The sequence below is a fragment of the Sporofaciens sp. JLR.KK001 genome (assembly GCF_036941055.1).
Classification (GTDB): Bacteria; Bacillota; Clostridia; order Lachnospirales; family Lachnospiraceae; genus Sporofaciens.
In genome coordinates this window covers 4,764,889-4,780,605 of record NZ_JAYMNO010000001.1, presented here as the reverse complement: position 1 = coordinate 4,780,605, position 15,717 = coordinate 4,764,889, and the positions used below count along the sequence as shown (strand labels likewise).

The 15,717-nt window shown below is 48.0% G+C and carries 18 protein-coding genes; 14 read left to right on the top strand and 4 right to left on the bottom strand.

What is annotated here, in order from left to right:
- Nucleotides 1–85 precede the first annotated feature (85 nt).
- The 10 genes from VSQ62_RS24315 (at nucleotide 86) to VSQ62_RS24270 (ending at nucleotide 8,745) form a co-directional block, all read left to right on the top strand.
- The gene (locus tag VSQ62_RS24315; RefSeq protein ID WP_334637326.1) at nucleotides 86–658 is read left to right on the top strand and encodes a 2-oxoacid:acceptor oxidoreductase subunit gamma family protein; all 573 of its coding nucleotides are present in this window, start codon (nucleotides 86–88) and stop codon (nucleotides 656–658) included.
- A complete protein-coding gene (locus tag VSQ62_RS24310; protein WP_334637325.1) occupies nucleotides 658–957 on the top strand; it encodes a 4Fe-4S binding protein in 300 nt (99 codons plus the stop codon). Before VSQ62_RS24315 ends, VSQ62_RS24310 begins: the two co-directional genes overlap by 1 nt.
- 5 nt (nucleotides 958–962) lie before the next feature.
- The gene (porA, locus tag VSQ62_RS24305; RefSeq protein WP_334637323.1) at nucleotides 963–2,144 is read left to right on the top strand and encodes a pyruvate ferredoxin oxidoreductase; all 1,182 of its coding nucleotides are present in this window, start codon (nucleotides 963–965) and stop codon (nucleotides 2,142–2,144) included.
- A gap of 13 nt (nucleotides 2,145–2,157) precedes the next feature.
- Entirely contained in the window at nucleotides 2,158–3,093 is a 936-nt protein-coding gene (locus VSQ62_RS24300) for a thiamine pyrophosphate-dependent enzyme (protein WP_334637321.1), read from the top strand.
- Nucleotides 3,094–3,099: 6 nt separating this feature from the next.
- Entirely contained in the window at nucleotides 3,100–4,578 is a 1,479-nt protein-coding gene (locus VSQ62_RS24295) for a sodium-dependent transporter (protein WP_334637320.1), read from the top strand.
- A gap of 159 nt (nucleotides 4,579–4,737) precedes the next feature.
- A complete protein-coding gene (locus VSQ62_RS24290) occupies nucleotides 4,738–5,913 on the top strand; it encodes an AAA family ATPase (protein ID WP_334637319.1) in 1,176 nt (391 codons plus the stop codon).
- Nucleotides 5,914–6,011: 98 nt separating this feature from the next.
- Nucleotides 6,012–6,152: a hypothetical protein gene (locus VSQ62_RS24285; RefSeq protein WP_334637318.1), complete on the top strand. Its 141-nt coding sequence runs from the start codon at nucleotides 6,012–6,014 to the stop codon at nucleotides 6,150–6,152.
- Entirely contained in the window at nucleotides 6,134–6,280 is a 147-nt protein-coding gene (locus VSQ62_RS24280; RefSeq protein ID WP_334637317.1) for a hypothetical protein, read from the top strand. The genes VSQ62_RS24285 and VSQ62_RS24280 overlap by 19 nt, the downstream gene beginning before the upstream one ends.
- Nucleotides 6,281–6,352: 72 nt before the next feature.
- The gene (locus VSQ62_RS24275; RefSeq protein WP_334637316.1) at nucleotides 6,353–7,033 is read left to right on the top strand and encodes a TIGR00266 family protein; all 681 of its coding nucleotides are present in this window, start codon (nucleotides 6,353–6,355) and stop codon (nucleotides 7,031–7,033) included.
- A 38-nt stretch (nucleotides 7,034–7,071) separates the two neighbouring features.
- Nucleotides 7,072–8,745 carry an AAA family ATPase gene (locus VSQ62_RS24270; protein WP_334637314.1) on the top strand — a complete coding sequence of 558 codons (1,674 nt, stop codon included), beginning with the start codon at nucleotides 7,072–7,074 and terminating at the stop codon, nucleotides 8,743–8,745.
- A gap of 26 nt (nucleotides 8,746–8,771) precedes the next feature.
- On the opposite strand, the gene VSQ62_RS24265 is transcribed toward VSQ62_RS24270, so the two are convergent.
- Nucleotides 8,772–9,662 carry an AraC family transcriptional regulator gene (locus VSQ62_RS24265; protein WP_334637313.1) on the bottom strand — a complete coding sequence of 297 codons (891 nt, stop codon included), beginning with the start codon at nucleotides 9,660–9,662 and terminating at the stop codon, nucleotides 8,772–8,774.
- A gap of 192 nt (nucleotides 9,663–9,854) precedes the next feature.
- Between VSQ62_RS24265 and VSQ62_RS24260 the strand changes: the two genes are divergently transcribed.
- Together VSQ62_RS24260 and galT are read left to right on the top strand one after the other, a co-directional pair.
- On the top strand, nucleotides 9,855–11,018 hold the full coding sequence (locus VSQ62_RS24260) for a galactokinase (RefSeq protein WP_334637312.1): 1,164 nt from the start codon (nucleotides 9,855–9,857) through the stop codon (nucleotides 11,016–11,018).
- 36 nt (nucleotides 11,019–11,054) lie between these two features.
- On the top strand, nucleotides 11,055–12,545 hold the full coding sequence (gene galT, locus VSQ62_RS24255) for a UDP-glucose--hexose-1-phosphate uridylyltransferase (RefSeq protein WP_334637768.1): 1,491 nt from the start codon (nucleotides 11,055–11,057) through the stop codon (nucleotides 12,543–12,545).
- A 49-nt stretch (nucleotides 12,546–12,594) separates the two neighbouring features.
- On the opposite strand, the gene VSQ62_RS24250 is transcribed toward galT, so the two are convergent.
- Genes VSQ62_RS24250 through yfcE form a run of 3 tightly spaced genes read right to left on the bottom strand, consistent with a single transcriptional unit; the run spans nucleotide 12,595 to nucleotide 14,260 of the window.
- Nucleotides 12,595–12,912: an AzlD domain-containing protein gene (locus VSQ62_RS24250; protein ID WP_334637310.1), complete on the bottom strand. Its 318-nt coding sequence runs from the start codon at nucleotides 12,910–12,912 to the stop codon at nucleotides 12,595–12,597.
- Entirely contained in the window at nucleotides 12,909–13,658 is a 750-nt protein-coding gene (locus VSQ62_RS24245; protein ID WP_334637309.1) for an AzlC family ABC transporter permease, read from the bottom strand. The genes VSQ62_RS24250 and VSQ62_RS24245 overlap by 4 nt, the downstream gene beginning before the upstream one ends.
- A gap of 32 nt (nucleotides 13,659–13,690) precedes the next feature.
- Complete coding sequence (yfcE, locus tag VSQ62_RS24240; RefSeq protein WP_334637307.1) at nucleotides 13,691–14,260, bottom strand: phosphodiesterase; 570 nt, start codon at nucleotides 14,258–14,260, stop codon at nucleotides 13,691–13,693.
- 230 nt (nucleotides 14,261–14,490) lie between these two features.
- On the opposite strand from yfcE, the gene VSQ62_RS24235 reads away from it, so the two are divergent.
- Both VSQ62_RS24235 and VSQ62_RS24230 read left to right on the top strand, forming a co-directional pair.
- Nucleotides 14,491–14,859 carry a GntR family transcriptional regulator gene (locus VSQ62_RS24235; protein WP_334637306.1) on the top strand — a complete coding sequence of 123 codons (369 nt, stop codon included), beginning with the start codon at nucleotides 14,491–14,493 and terminating at the stop codon, nucleotides 14,857–14,859.
- Complete coding sequence (locus tag VSQ62_RS24230) at nucleotides 14,856–15,716, top strand: ATP-binding cassette domain-containing protein (protein ID WP_334637304.1); 861 nt, start codon at nucleotides 14,856–14,858, stop codon at nucleotides 15,714–15,716. Before VSQ62_RS24235 ends, VSQ62_RS24230 begins: the two co-directional genes overlap by 4 nt.
- The last annotated feature ends 1 nt before the right edge of the window (nucleotide 15,717 follow it).

The window sequence follows — 15,717 nt, the reverse complement described above, 5'->3', positions numbered from 1 at the left end:
AAGAAAACAAATTAAACAGGGCATGTATGCAGTCCTTTAAAGGGACTGCATACATATCAGAATACGCAGAAAGGATAAAGAGAAGATGAGTAACCTTACAGAGATCAGATGGCACGGCCGCGGCGGCCAGGGTGCCAAGACTGCCGCATTGCTCCTTGCAGACGTGGCATTTCAGACAGGCAAATACGTCCAGGGCTTCCCGGAGTACGGTCCAGAGCGTATGGGAGCGCCGATCACGGCTTATAACAGGATCAGCGATACACAGATCCGAGTACATTCCAATATCTATGATCCGCAGTATGTGGTAGTTGTAGATGAATCCTTATTAGAGGCGGTCGATGTGACCAGCGGGCTTAAGAAGGACGGGGCGATCCTCGTGAATACGCAGCGCGCGAAGGAAGAGATCATTCCTCATCTGAAAGGATACGAAGGAAAGGTCTATACCATTGACGCCCATAAGGTATCTATGGCGGCCATGGGCAGGTATTTCCCCAATACTCCGCTTCTTGCCGCGATCGTGAAGGTGGCGGGGATCATGGATGAGGAGACATTCTTAAGAGAGATGAAGGCGTCGTTTTCCCATAAGTTTGCCAGCAAGCCGGAAGTGATAGAAGGCAATATGGCAGCGCTTAAGATGGCGCTTGAGGAGGTGCGGTAATGGCAGCAGATATCACGAAATTAGGTGTAAAAGCAGCGTGGAAGGACCTGACAGAGGGTATGATCATCGCCGGGGCAGGTACGTCGAAGGAATTCAATACGGGTGAATGGTCTACGGATAAGCCGGTATTTATAGAAGAAAAGTGTAAACAATGCTTACTCTGCACGCCGGTCTGCCCGGACAGCTGTATTCCGGTGAAGGACGGCAAGAGAGGCGAATTCGATTATGATCACTGTAAGGGGTGCGGTATCTGTGTGAAATCATGCCCGTTCGGTGCAATTACGATGGAAGGGGTGTAAGTAAGATGGCAAAAAGAGACCGTTTATCAGGAAATGAAGCGATTGCGATCGCGTTAAGACAGATCAACCCGGATGTATTTCCGGCGTTCCCCATCACCCCGTCCACAGAGATCCCGCAGTATTTTGCGTCCTTTGTTGCAAATGGACAGGTAGATACGGAGTTTATTCCGGTGGAGAGCGAACACAGCTCCATGAGCGCGGCGATCGGGGCGTCCGCGGCAGGCGCGCGGAGCCTTACCGCGACGTCGTCCTGCGGGCTTGCGTATATGTGGGAAGAATTATACATAGCCGCGTCTAACCGTTTGCCGCTGGCGCTGGCGCTTGTGAACCGCGCCTTGTCAGGGCCAATCAACATCAACTGCGACCACTCCGACAGTATGGGCGCAAGGGACGCCGGATGGATCCAGATCTACGCGGAGAATAATCAGGAAGCTTATGATAATATGGTGCAGGCTTACCGTATCGCGGAGCATGAGAGCGTCAGGCTGCCGATCATGATCTGCCAGGACGGATTTATCACCAGCCATGCGGTAGAGAATATGGAATTGTTAGAAGACGAGGAGGTTAAGAAGTTCGTCGGCGAATATCAGCCGGAGAATTATCTGCTGAACCCCGAATGCCCCATGGCAGTGGGTCCGTATTCCATCACAGATTATTATATGGAAGCAAAACGCAGCCAGGCGGAAGGTATGAGGCACGTAGAAGAAGTCGTGTTAAATGTCGCGAAGGAATTTGCCGGGATCTCTGGCAGAGAGTACGGCCTGTTTGAAGCGTATCGCATGGAAGATGCCGAATACGCGGTGGTTATGATCGGATCGGCGGCAGGTACGACAAAAGACGCCATAGATAAGTTAAGAGAGCAGGGAGAGAAGGTGGGTCTCCTTAAGATCCGCCTCTACCGTCCGTTCCCGGCCGAAGCGATCGCCCAGGCTTTGAAAGGAGTCAAGGCAGTTGCGGTCATGGACCGGGCAGAGGGTTATACGAATCACGGAGGCCCTTTGGGCGCGGATGTGATGGCGGCGCTGTACCGGGCGAGATCACAGGCTCTTGCTGTGAATTATATCTATGGACTCGGCGGGCGAGATGTGCGCGTAGAGGACATGGAAGGTATATTTGCAACCCTGAAACAGATAGCAGCCGACGGCGATGCAGGCGAGACGTATCGTTATCTGGGAATCAGAGAATAAGGGGGGACAAAAGATGAGTTATAATTTCAAAGAGACTATGAGCAAACCGGAACGTCTGGCGCCGGGACACAGAATGTGCGCAGGCTGCGGCGGAACCATAGCGGTAAGGAATGTGCTGCGCGGACTCCATGAGGGAGATAAGGCAGTCATCGGCAACGCCACGGGATGTCTGGAGGTGTCTACCTTTACTTACCCATATACGGCATGGGAGGACAGCTACATCCACAATGCCTTTGAGAATGCGGGAGCAACCTTAAGCGGCGTGGAAGGTGCGTACAGGGCGCTTAAGAGAAAAGGGAAATTAGACGAGACCTATAAGTTCATCACATTCGGCGGCGACGGCGGAACCTATGATATCGGGTTCCAGTCATTGTCCGGTGCAATGGAGAGGAACACGGATATGGTATATGTCTGCTATGACAACGGCGCATATATGAACACGGGTATCCAACGGTCTTCCGCGACTCCCATGTATGCGGACACGACGACGACTCCGGTAGGGAGTGCGAGCAACGGGAAACCGCAGAACAGAAAGGACTTGGCGGCGATCATAGCGGCGCATGACGTTCCTTATGTGGCACAGACCACATTTATCGGCAACTTCAAGGACCTGCATGTGAAGTCTGAGAAGGCGATCTATACGCCGGGCGCGGCCTTTTTAAATATTATGGCTCCGTGCCCGAGAGGATGGAGATACAATACGCCGGATATCATGGAGATCTGCAAGTTGGGTGTGGAGACCTGCTATTGGCCGTTATTTGAAGTGGAGGAAGGCAAGTGGATCCTGAATTATGAGCCGAAGAAGAAGCTGCCGATCGAAGATTTCCTGAAGCCGCAGGGAAGATTCAAACATTTATTCAAGAAAGGGAACGAATATCTGATCGAAGAATTCCAGAAGGAAGTAGACCGAAGATGGGAAGAGCTGCAGTTCAGATGTTCCAGGGGATAGAGTAGAGTGAAGAGAGAAAAGTTTGGTTCGCGTCTGGGATTTATTCTGGTATCTGCCGGATGCGCGATAGGAATCGGGAATGTATGGAAGTTCCCTTATATGTGCGGAGAGTTTGGAGGAGCGGCGTTTATCCTCATCTATCTGATATTTCTTCTGATCCTGGGTATTCCGGTTATGATCTGTGAGTTTGCGGTAGGAAGAGGAAGCCGGCTAAGCGTTGCGGCAAGTTTTGAAAAGTTAGAACCGGAGGGGACTCGGTGGCATGTGATGAAGTGGATCGGTGTGATCGGATGTTATCTGCTTATGATGTTCTATACAACCGTCGGCGGCTGGATGATGTATTACTGTTACCGCAGTATCAAGGGAGAATTCGTCGGCGCATCGTCGGATACGGTGGCGGAAGGATTCACGGATATGTTAGGCAATGTTCCGGTTATGACATTCTGGACGGTGCTGATCTGTGTTGTAGGCTTTGCCGTCTGCTATTTTGGAATTCAGAAGGGGATCGAGCGTGTATCTAAGGTCATGATGTCCGCGCTTCTGCTGATCATGGTGGTGTTGGTGATCCATTCCATATTTCTGGAGGGAGCAGAAGACGGTATCCGCTTCTATTTGGTGCCGGATTTTGCCAGGATGAAGGAGATTGGAATCGGGAACGTGATCTTCGGGGCAATGAGCCAGGCATTCTTTACCTTGTCCATCGGAATCGGTGCGATGCTGATCTTCGGAAGCTATATCGGACAGGAAAGAAGCCTTTCAGGCGAGGCGGCCAGTATTACGCTGCTGGATACCTTTGTTGCGCTGATGGCCGGCTTCATTATCATTCCATCCTGCTTCGCGTTTGGCATTGAACCGGGGGCAGGACCGAGCCTGATCTTCATTACGATACCGAATATATTTGCTCAGATGCCGGGCGGCCGGATCTGGGGAGCGCTGTTCTTCCTGTTCCTGACCTTTGCTGCGTTTACGACCATCGTGGCGGTGTTTGAGAATATTATCTCGTTTGCGATCGATCTGCTTGGATGGTCCAGGAAGAAGAGTGTTCTGGTGAATGTGGTGATGCTTGTTATCTTAAGTATGCCTTGCGTGCTTGGGTTTAATGTTCTTGCCGGATTTGAACCGTTGGGAGCGGGGACGAATATCATGGATCTGGAGGATTTCATCGTGTCCAATAACCTGCTCCCCCTTGGAAGTCTGGGGTATGTGCTGTTCTGTATCAGGAAGAACGGATGGGGATGGGAGAATTTCCTCAGTGAAGTTAATGCCGGGGAGGGCGTTCATTTCCCGCGCGGGCTTAAGGGATATGTATCTTATGTGCTTCCGCTGATCATTATCGTTATCTATCTGAAAGGGTATTATGATATGTTTGCGGGACGCGGGACGGCGGTGCTTGTTGGATGGATGGCAGCGGCGGTGCTGTTCATGGGATTCGTGCTGTTCTGTGCGGCAGGAGCCGGGAAGAGTAAGGATAAGCAGAATACTTAAGAGAATATAGGGGCATGGGATGACGTCAGGTTCATTCCATGCCTCATATCTTTTTCAGGAATTGATGATCCTAAACCATGGCAGAATGATAAATTCGCTTGTAACAATGTATGAGGTCTTATATAATGGAGAAAAGATGCTTAGGGGTGAATCGGGATTATGGGATTATTTTTAAATAGTATTGCTCCATATGATAAATACAAGATGATTTCACAGGATCCATATTTTGTGGATAAGTCAGCGATGATAGAGGAATTGATTCCGGCTCTTGGACGAGAACAGCGTTTCTTCTGTATTGTCAGGCCGCGGCGTTTTGGAAAGACTGTGGCGGCGAATATGATCGGTGCTTTTTTCGGGAAGGCGAGAGACAGCAAGGATGTGTTTGAACATTTGGCAATTGCCGAATCGAAGAAATGTCTGGAGCATTTGAACAGGCATGAAGTAATCTATCTGGACTGCAGTGAGATTCCGAAAGAATGCCGTGATTACAGGAGCTATATTTCAAGAATCGAGGATGGGATTTATCAGGATCTTGTACAGGCTTATCCAGATCTCAAATTAGATCAGAGCAAGGCGGTATGGGATCTGCTGTCCCTTATATTCGAGGAAAAGGAGCAGAAGTTTCTCTTTGTGATTGATGAGTGGGATGCATTGTTCCATATGACATTTATAACAGAAGAGAATAAACGGGAATATCTTTTGTTTTTAAAATCATTGCTTAAGGGGAAGAGTTATGTTGAATTTGCCTATATGACAGGCGTCCTTCCGATTGCAAAATATTCAGAAGGTTCGGAGCTGAATATGTTTTTGGAGTATGATATGGCTACAAAGATTCGATTTGGAGAGTATTTTGGTTTCTTGAATTCGGAGGTTGATCATCTCTATGAGGTGTATAAGGCAGAGACCATAGACCGGCGTATCACCAGAGCGGAATTAGATGAGTGGTATGACGGTTATCATACAGCGGGGGGAGAACATCTGTATAATCCGCGTTCAGTGGTCAGTGCGCTGGCTAATAATCAATTGGCGAATTACTGGACCAGTTCGGGGACATATGATTCTGTGTTTTATTATGTCAGAAATAATGTAGAAGAGGTCAGAGATGATATTGCATTGATGGTAGCGGGAGAGCATGTAGAAGCAAGGATGCAGGAATATGCGGCAACCGCCAGGGAATTAGTTACGAAGGATCAGATTTATTCAGCGATGGTAATATATGGATTGCTTACCTATGAAGATGGGGAGGTATTTGTGCCTAATAAAGAACTGATGCTGAAATATGAAGAATTGTTGTTGAACAAAGAGTTTTTCTCTGGCAGTAGGAATTGGATATGACAGGAAGACAAAGAAGCATTCTTGTAAAGTGGAAATACTTAGATAATAATGATAGGAATGTTGTATCAGCAAAAAAGGAATAAGATTGGGAGGAACGAATGATGTTACTGTTATCAAAAGAAGATATTAGAAAAGTATTTACGATGAAGGATGCTATTGAGGCGGACAAGCGGGCTTTCCGATTATTGGCGGAGGGGAAATCACAGGAGATATCGGGAATGTGGTCAAGGGTGAATTAGCCGGGAGAGAGAACGATGATGAGATCATCGTGTTCAAGTCGGTAGGAGTTGCCGCGCAGGATTTGGTTACAGCGAAGGTGATCTATGACAGGGCAGTCGCGGCCGGAGCCGGGATGGAATGGAATTAAAGCTTTACACCCTAAATTCGTATTGATATAATGAAGGTATCGAAGAACAAGATAGGCAGGAGGTATATAACTATGAGATATGAGATTCTAGGCGAGACTCTTCCGGTAGTGATTTGTCAGCTTGAAGGCGGAGAGAAGATGATCACAGAGGGCGGCGGCATGTCATGGATGTCACCGAATATGCTGATGGAGACGACAACGAACGGCGGTCTTGGGAAAGCATTCGGAAGGATGTTCTCAGGAGAGAAGATGTTCCAGAACGTCTATACTGCGCAGGGCGGCAATGGTATGATCGCATTTGCATCCAGTTTCCCTGGATCGATCAAGGCGTATGAGATCGCTCCGGGGCAGGAGATGGTATTCCAGAAGAGTGCGTTCCTTGCAGGAGAGGCAGGAGTAGAGCTGTCCGTATTCTTCAATAAGAAGTTCAGCTCAGGCCTGTTCGGCGGAGAGGGCTTTATCATGCAGAAGATCAGCGGGCATGGAACCGTATTCGCGGAATTTGACGGGCATGTAGTGGAGTATGAGCTGCAGCCGGGACAGCAGATCGTGGTGGATACCGGACATCTTGCGGCGATGACAGCTACCTGTCAGATGGAAATCAAGAGTGTGCCTGGAGTGAAGAATATGCTGTTTGGCGGAGAAGGGCTGTTTAACACTGTGATCAGCGGACCGGGGAAGGTGTGGCTGCAGACGATGCCGATCAGTAATGTGGCGGGAATATTGAGGCCTTATATGCCGTCAGGTTCATAAGATTAGATAGAGACAGCCTTCAAAGGAGGTGCGAGCATATGTCAGTCAGGCTGCCGATCGGAATCGAGTGGTTCAGGGAGATCAGGGAAAAAGGAAGTTACTATGTGGATAAAACAGGAATGATCAAGGAACTCTTTGATGAGGATTTTAAGATCAGCCTTATTACCCGTCCCCGCCGTTTTGGAAAGACGCTGTTCATGGACACGCTGAGAGAATTTTTTGATATACGGAGGGACAGCAGGGAACTGTTCGAGGGATTGGAGATCTCGAAGTATCAAGAGCTATGTGATAAATGGATGAACCAATATCCGGTTCTGTTCCTGACGTTGAAGGATGTCGCAGGGGGAGATTTTCCCAGTGCTTATGAGATGCTGCAGTTCGTGATATCTTCGCTATGCAGAGACCATACTTATTTAATGGAAAGTGAGCAGGTGCTAAGAGGAGATAAAGAGATTTTTGAACGTTTGTCTTATCAAAAAGGAACGAGAGGAGATATACAAGGTGCACTGGTTACGCTGATGCGGATGATGGCGGCGCATTTTGGAAAACCGGTCATTCTTCTGATGGACGAGTATGACGTGCCTCTGGCCAAGGCCAGCGACCGAGGATATTACAGGGAGATGTTGGATGTGATCCGGGGATTTCTGGGAATGTCGTGGAAGAGTAATCCCTGTATGGAATTTGCTGTGGTTACGGGATGTCTGCGTATTGCGAAGGAGAGTATCTTTACCGGTGCGAATAACTTCGTATCTAACTCTGTATCGAACAGGCGGTTCGACCGTTATTTTGGATTTACAGAAGAAGAGGTTAAGGGATTGTTGGAAGCGACAGGATTGACAGAGCATCTTGCAAAGATGAAGCACTGGTATGACGGGTATCTGTTTGGGGAAATTGAAGTTTATTGTCCCTGGGATGTGGTGAATCATGTAAGTATGCTGAAACTTGATCCGCAGTCGAAACCGGCAAATTATTGGAAGGATACCAGTCATAATGAGATTATCCGAAGCTTCATTGACCTGCCGGGTATGGATGTAAGAGGCAAATTCGAGACACTTCTGGCAGGGGGCGTGATTCAGGAGAGAATCGTAGAAGATATGACTTATGACCTTGCGAATTCCTCTGAGGAGAATCTGTGGAGTATCCTGTATCTGACAGGATATTTGACTCGGGTAAGAGAGGGGAAGTACCCGGAAGGATTTCAGAGGGAGGAGGGAACAACTGTTCTTCGCATCCCGAATGAGGAGGTCAAGACCATATTTGAGGATACTATCGCGAAGTGGTTCCGGGATACGGTCACCGGGATGGATAGAAGAGAACTGCTGGAAGCATGGTGGAGCGGAGACGATCGGAAGCTGACAGAATTGGTGACGGATATCTTGTTTGATACGATCAGTTATTATGATTATAAGGAAGATTATTACCATGCGTTTACAGCGGGATTATTCGTAGGGGCGGGATATGCCGTGTCGTCTAATAAGGAACAGGGAACCGGACGCGCGGACATTGTGGTCAAAGACAGGAGTAACCGCCGGGCGCTGATCATAGAAGCCAAGCACTCTAAGAAAGAGAGCGATATGGAGCGGGATTGTCAGGAAGCAATAGAACAGATCAGCCGAAAGGGATATGTGCGGACAGATCTGAAGGGATATCGGACGATCCTGTGTTATGGAGCGGCATTTTTTGAGAAGGATTGCCTGGTCAGGAAATGTTGATCTGGCAGGGCGGCGATTAAGAGAGTCTACACTTCGCCCATATGCTCCCTCCGATACTTGCTGGGCGAGCATCCCATATACCGCTTAAAGATCTGCCCATAGTAGGCCGGGGTGGAGAACCCGGTCATGCTTGCGATCTTCGTGACGCTCTCTCCTTCCCTCAGAAGCGGCAGACTGTTCTGAACCCGCAGAAACAGGATGTACTCGAAGATGGTCATCTTCATATATTTCTTGAAGAACCTGCAGCATTCGCTCTTGCAGATATTCACATGCTCGGCGATCTCATCCAGCGTAAGCTCCTGGGCATAGTGCTCCTGAACGAAGGAGAGGATATCCTTCAGCCGTGCCAGATGCTTCTTGGGCCGGTATCCGCTGACGGGAAGGGAGATATAGTACAGGTAGAGCCTCTGCCAGATTCCGGCCAGGATAAGATGTACCTTGAGCTCGTAGTCCGGCGGCGGCGTCTTTGACATCTGGTAAATGTTCTGAATCTGTCCGATGATATCCTGATGCCAGGCAGTTTCGGTTTCAAGCATCAGAGAGTGCCAGGATTCATTGGAAGTGATAAAGTCAACATATTTCGTCTGGAGAAGGCTGTTCTCGTATCCATATATGAACCTGGGATGGAAGGTGACGGACAGATAATTGCAGTCTCTTCCGTCCTTCATATATCCAGAGTGAAGAGCGTTGCTGTTGCAGAACAATCCTTCGCCCTCTTTTAACAGATACTTCTTATCATTCACAAAATATTCGATCTGTCCAGACATGATCCAGGTCAGTTCGATCTCCGGGTGCCAGTGCCAGGGAAATGAATCCTGCTCGTAGGATTGTATTTTCTCAAGGCTTAAATGGACGGGGAATTCATAGTTACCGTGTTTCTTGATCTCTTTTTGGTCTTTTTCAATGTGAAGCTGCATAGCTGATCTCCATTTCCTCAATATACTGATAATATTATCGAATATTCTTATTGTATCCTCTGCTCAATCTCATTATAATTATAAATCAGATAAGGTAAATGCGCAAGAGAAGCGCCAGGAAGATTAAGAAAAATAAAGAATGCCGCAGGGAAGCTTAGCTGAACTGCCGCGGAAAGAATGGAGGACATAAGTATGAAGGAGAAATTAATTCAGCAATTTCAAGAACTGTACAAAGGCGAAGGGGAGATCCGTTCTTATTTTGCGCCGGGCCGTGTGAATCTGATCGGGGAACATACGGATTATAACGGCGGCCACGTATTCCCGTGTGCATTGACTCTTGGAACCTATGGAATCGTAAGGAGCAGATCAGACAGGAAGCTTCGGTTCTATTCTGCCAATTTTGAGAGGCTGGGAGTGATCGAGACAAGCCTGGATGAACTGGTTCCAGACCCGAAGGCGAACTGGACGAACTATCCGAAGGGCGTGATGTGGGCGTTTGAGAAGAGAGGATATAAGCTGACTCACGGTCTTGATATTCTGATCTACGGCAATATCCCGAATGGCTCAGGGCTGTCATCTTCCGCATCGCTGGAAGTTCTGACAGGTGTGATCCTGAAGGATACATATGGATTCGATGTATCTATGGTGGATATCGCGCTGATCGGCCAGGATTCGGAGAATAATTTCAACGGCTGCAACTGTGGAATCATGGATCAGTTTGCAAGCGCGATGGGCAAGAAGGATCATGCGATCTTCCTTGATACCAATACGCTGCATTATGAGTATGCTCCGGTCGTATTAGAGGATGCGAAGATCGTGATCACCAACAGTAAGGTGAAACACAGTCTCGTAGATTCTGCTTACAATGACAGGAGGAATGAATGCGAGACTGCGCTTAAGGAGCTTAAGACTGCGGTTAAGATCGAATCGCTGGGAGAATTGACAGAGGAAGAATACGAGGCGCATAAGGATGTCATTAAGGATGCCGTAAGGCAAAAACGCGCGAAGCATGCCGTATACGAGAACCAGAGAACGATCCGTGCAGTAGAGGCTTTGAAGAACCAGGATGTTGAACTGTTCGGGAAGCTGATGAACGCATCTCATGAATCCTTAAGGTATGATTATGAAGTTTCCTGCGAAGAGATCGATATTCTGGTTGATCTTGCACAGGCGATGCCGGGTGTGTTAGGCTCCCGTATCACCGGCGGCGGATTCGGCGGGTGCACGGTCAGCATCGTGAAGAATGACGCGGTAGATACATTTATCAGCGAGATCGGCAAGACCTATCAGGAGAAGGTCGGACATGAGGCTGAATTCTATGTAGTAGATATCGGCGACGGCGCCGGTGTTATATAAGAGGCTGTTTTTCGGATGGGGAAGGAGAATGAGAAGATGTTAAATGAGAATATCAAGAAATTAGTAGAATACGGTATTCAGACTGGTTTGATTCCTGAGACGGAGCGTGTCTATACGACAAACCTTCTGTTAGATATGTTCCGCGAAGATGATTATGAGGATGTTCCGGTCGATGCGGATGACATTGAATTGGAATCAGTTTTAAAAGAACTGCTTGACGAAGCGGTGAAGCGCGGCATCATCGAGGACAGTATCGGTTACAGAGACTTATTCGACACGAAGCTGATGAACTGCCTGGTTCCAAGACCGGCCCAGGTGCAGGAGACATTTGCGAAGAAATACGAGAATTCTCCGAAGGAAGCAACCGATTATTACTACAAGCTCAGTCAGGACAGCGACTATATCCGCCGTTACCGCGTGAAGAAGGATATGAAGTGGAAGGTGGATTCTCCTTACGGTGAGATTGATATTACGATCAATCTGTCTAAGCCGGAGAAGGATCCTAAGGCGATCGCGGCGGCGAAGAATGCGAAGGCAAGCAGTTATCCCAAGTGCCTGCTCTGTATGGAGAATGAAGGATACGCGGGACGTCTGAACCATCCGGCAAGGGAGAACCACAGGATCATCCCGATCACTATTAATGACAGCAATTGGGGATTCCAGTATTCTCCGTATGTATATTACAATGAGCACTGTATTGTATTCAACGGACAGCATGTTCCGATGAAGATCGAGAAGGCTGCATTTATCAAGTTATTCGACTTTATCAAGCTGTTCCCGCACTATTTCCTGGGATCCAACGCGGATCTTCCGATCGTTGGCGGATCTATCCTGAGCCATGACCATTTCCAGGGCGGCAACTATACATTTGCCATGGCAAAAGCGCCGATTGAAAAGTCCGTGACGATACCGGGGTATGAGGACGTGGAAGCGGGAATTGTCAAATGGCCTCTGTCTGTTCTCCGTATCAGGCATAAGGATGAGAAGCGCCTGATTGAACTGGCAGATCATGTTCTGGCTGCGTGGAGAGGATATACGGATGAAGCTGCATTTATCTATGCAGAGACAGACGGAGAACCGCACAATACGATCACGCCGATCGCAAGGAAGGTGGGAGACGTCTTCGAGCTGGATCTGACCTTGAGGAACAATATCACTACAGAGGAGCATCCGCTTGGAGTTTATCATCCGCATGCGCAGTATCATAACATCAAGAAGGAGAATATCGGACTGATCGAGGTTATGGGACTTGCTGTGCTGCCGTCCAGATTGAAAGATGAGATGGAGACTCTTGCGGATTATCTGGCAGAGGGCAAGGATATCCGAAGCAATGAGAAGCTTGTGAAGCACGCCCAGTGGGTGGAAGCATTCCTGCCGAAGTATGACAGCATCACCAGGGAGAATGTGATGGATGTACTGAAGGAAGAGATCGGCATCACATTCACGCATGTGCTGGAGGATGCGGGTGTGTATAAGTGTACGGAAGAAGGACGCGAAGCCTTTATGAGATTTATCCGTACATTATAAAATGGAACAACTATTTAGGGTTGCCGGGAAACATTTCCGACAGCCCTTTTTACATCAGATACGGAGCAGCCATCTCACAGACGAATACGACGGCGCAGCATAACGCGGCGATCCCCATCATATTAAGACCCTTCCAGGCGGCGGCAACGCCTGCGGTAAGGGCCAGAATGCCTGCAAGAGGAAGCGTGGGCGCAGTGATAATCGCGGGAAATGTCATTACCGACAGCGTCACATATGGAACGTAGTAGAGGAATGACCGTATAAAAGGATTCTTGATCTTTCTTCGTATGAGAGTCAGCGGGAGGACACGGATCAGGAAGGATACGGCTGCGGCCACAAGTATGTACAGGTAGATATTGTGCGTCATATTCTGCTGCCTCCTTCCTCTCTGTTATCAGTATCAAAGCCGCCGTCGTCCTTTGACGGGAATAAGGCGGCGGCAGCTCCAGCGATGATCACGGTGAGAAGGCTGATCTTCATACTGTCAGACATCCGGTCGAGCTGCGGGATCTTAGATACGGCGAAGCTTGCAAGAAAGCTTGCGATCACCACGCCTCCTACGATCTTATCCGTTCTGGATGCAGGGATGATGATGGCGATAAACATACCGTATAGCGCTACGCTTAAGGCGCTGACGATAGATGCGGGCAGGATGTTGCCTGCGACGATCCCCAAAGCGGTGCCGAGCGACCAGCCAGGGAGGGCGATCGCCATCGCACCGTAGTTGTAATAGGGGTTCAGTGCGCCGATCCTTCCGATGCTGATCCCGAAGATCTCGTCTGTGATTCCGAAGCCTACCAGCAATCGGTGTACGTTAGAGGTGCCCGGGTCAAACCGCTGGCTCAGCGCACAGCTCATCAGCATATAGCGAATATTGGTGATCAGAATGACAAATGCCATCTCGATATAAGGTGCATTTGCCATGATAACGGTAAATTCAGCATATTCTCCGGCGGATGCATGGTTTAACAGGCTGGATAAGAATCCCTGAACAGGATTCAGTCCGGCCTTTTTTGCTACGATTCCCAGAGAAAATGCTACGGCAAAGTAGCCAAGGGCAATCGGAATCCCGTCTCGGATTCCATTGATAAATGCGTTCTTATTTTTATTCATATATTACTCCATTTGATAATTTTATCGTATGCTTACAGTGAATGAAGATGATGTGAAGGATTCATGTGAAAATGTCTGTAAACATCTCCGTCCAGAGTCTTCCATGTGAAAAGCCCGTCCTCTAACATCATATAGCCGTGAGAGCTGTTCTCCTTTGGAATGGAGACGGAGCCTGGATTTAAGTAATATCTGCCGTCAAAATCTTCGGCTGCCGGGATGTGCGTATGTCCGTGAAGCAGGATATCGCCGGACTTAAGCATAGGAGGATTAGACGTATTGCAGTGATGTCCGTGTGTTGCGAAGATCATATGTCCCTGCTCGTACAGAATGCAGTAATCCGCAAGAATAGGGAACTTAAGTACCATCTGGTCAACCTCCGTATCACAGTTGCCGCGGACACAGAGAATCTCTTCTTTTATATTGTTGAGAAGTTCTATGGCTTCTTTGGGTGCATAGCCTTTGGGAAGATCGTTTCTCGGACCATGGTAGAGAAGATCTCCAAGGAGAAGCAGCTTGTCGGGCTGCTCTGCAGTATAGCGTTCCAGAAGCCTTTTCAGGTAAAAAGAACTTCCGTGTATATCAGATGCGATCATTATCCTCATAATAAAACCCTCTTTATATCTAAAATAATATACGGATATTAGTATAACTTGTCTGACGGATAGATTCAAGCGTTAGACGTTTTTTTGAGTTTTTTGTATAATTCTATTGACATTTTTCAATATGTATGGTTATATACTTATATAGTTAATTACTCGAGTAACTAACTATATAAGTAACCAGTACACCGAAAGATAATATTATCCGATGCACTGGAAGAAGGAGGAACGATATGAAACTTGACCTTGATCAGGAAAAGCCTATTTTTATCCAGATCGCCGAGGGCATTGAAGACGGGATATTAACAGGCGCTTTTCCCGAAGAAAGCCAGATTCCTTCGATTACAGAATTTTCTGTTAATTATAAGATCAATCCTGCCACGGCGCTTAAGGGTATTAATCTGCTGGTGGATGAAGAGATCGTATTTAAGAAGAGGGGGGTCGGCATGTTTGTAGCGAAGGGAGCCGTAAGCAAGCTTCAGAAGAAGAGACAGAATCAGTTCTATGACAATTATGTGAGCAGGCTGGTGGAGGAAGCGAAGAGACTGGGAATTACCAGCGATGAGATCATTGCTATGATAGAAAGGGGATTTGTACAATGAGCAGAATTGAAGTAAGAGATGTATCCAAAGAATTCAAGGATACGAAGGCCTTGTCCCATGTGAATCTTCTGATTGAAGAGAATACCATCTATGGGCTGTTGGGAAGGAACGGAGCCGGGAAGTCCACGCTTTTGAATATTATTAATAACCGTCTGTTCCCGGGCGGAGGTACGGTACTGATGGGGGATGAGACACTGACGGAGAATACTGCGCTGTTATCGAAGTGCTTTCTTGCAAATGAGACAAATCTGTACCCGGAAGGTATGAAGGTGAAGGACGCGTTCCGGTGGACCCGAGAGTTCTACCCGGATTTTGATGCGGATTATGCAGGGGAGCTTAGCAGGCTTTTTGAGCTTCCGGTGAAGAAGAAGATCAAGAGTTTGTCGACAGGGTATCAATCCATTTTCAGGAATATTACGGCTCTATCGGTGAATGTTCCGTTTGTATTCTTAGACGAGCCGGTTCTCGGGCTTGACGCCTGTCACCGCGAGCTGTTTTATAAGCTTTTGATTGAGAAATATGCCAGAGATCCGTTTACAGCCGTTGTATCGACACATCTGATCGAAGAAGCGGCCAACATTATAGAACAGGTTATCGTGATCGACAAGGGGCAGATCATTCGGAATGAACCGACGGAGAGTCTTCTTAACAGCGGTTACTGTATCAGCGGACCGGCCGGGACGGTGGATGCCTATATTAAGGCAAGGGAAGTGATCGGTACGGATATACTGGGAGGGCTGAAGAGCGCTTATGTCATAGGAGAACCGGAATATCCGCTTCCGTCAGGGCTTTCGGTATCTAAGATGGATCTGCAGAAGCTGTTTATTAAGCTGACAGATAATCTTCACAGCAGATAGA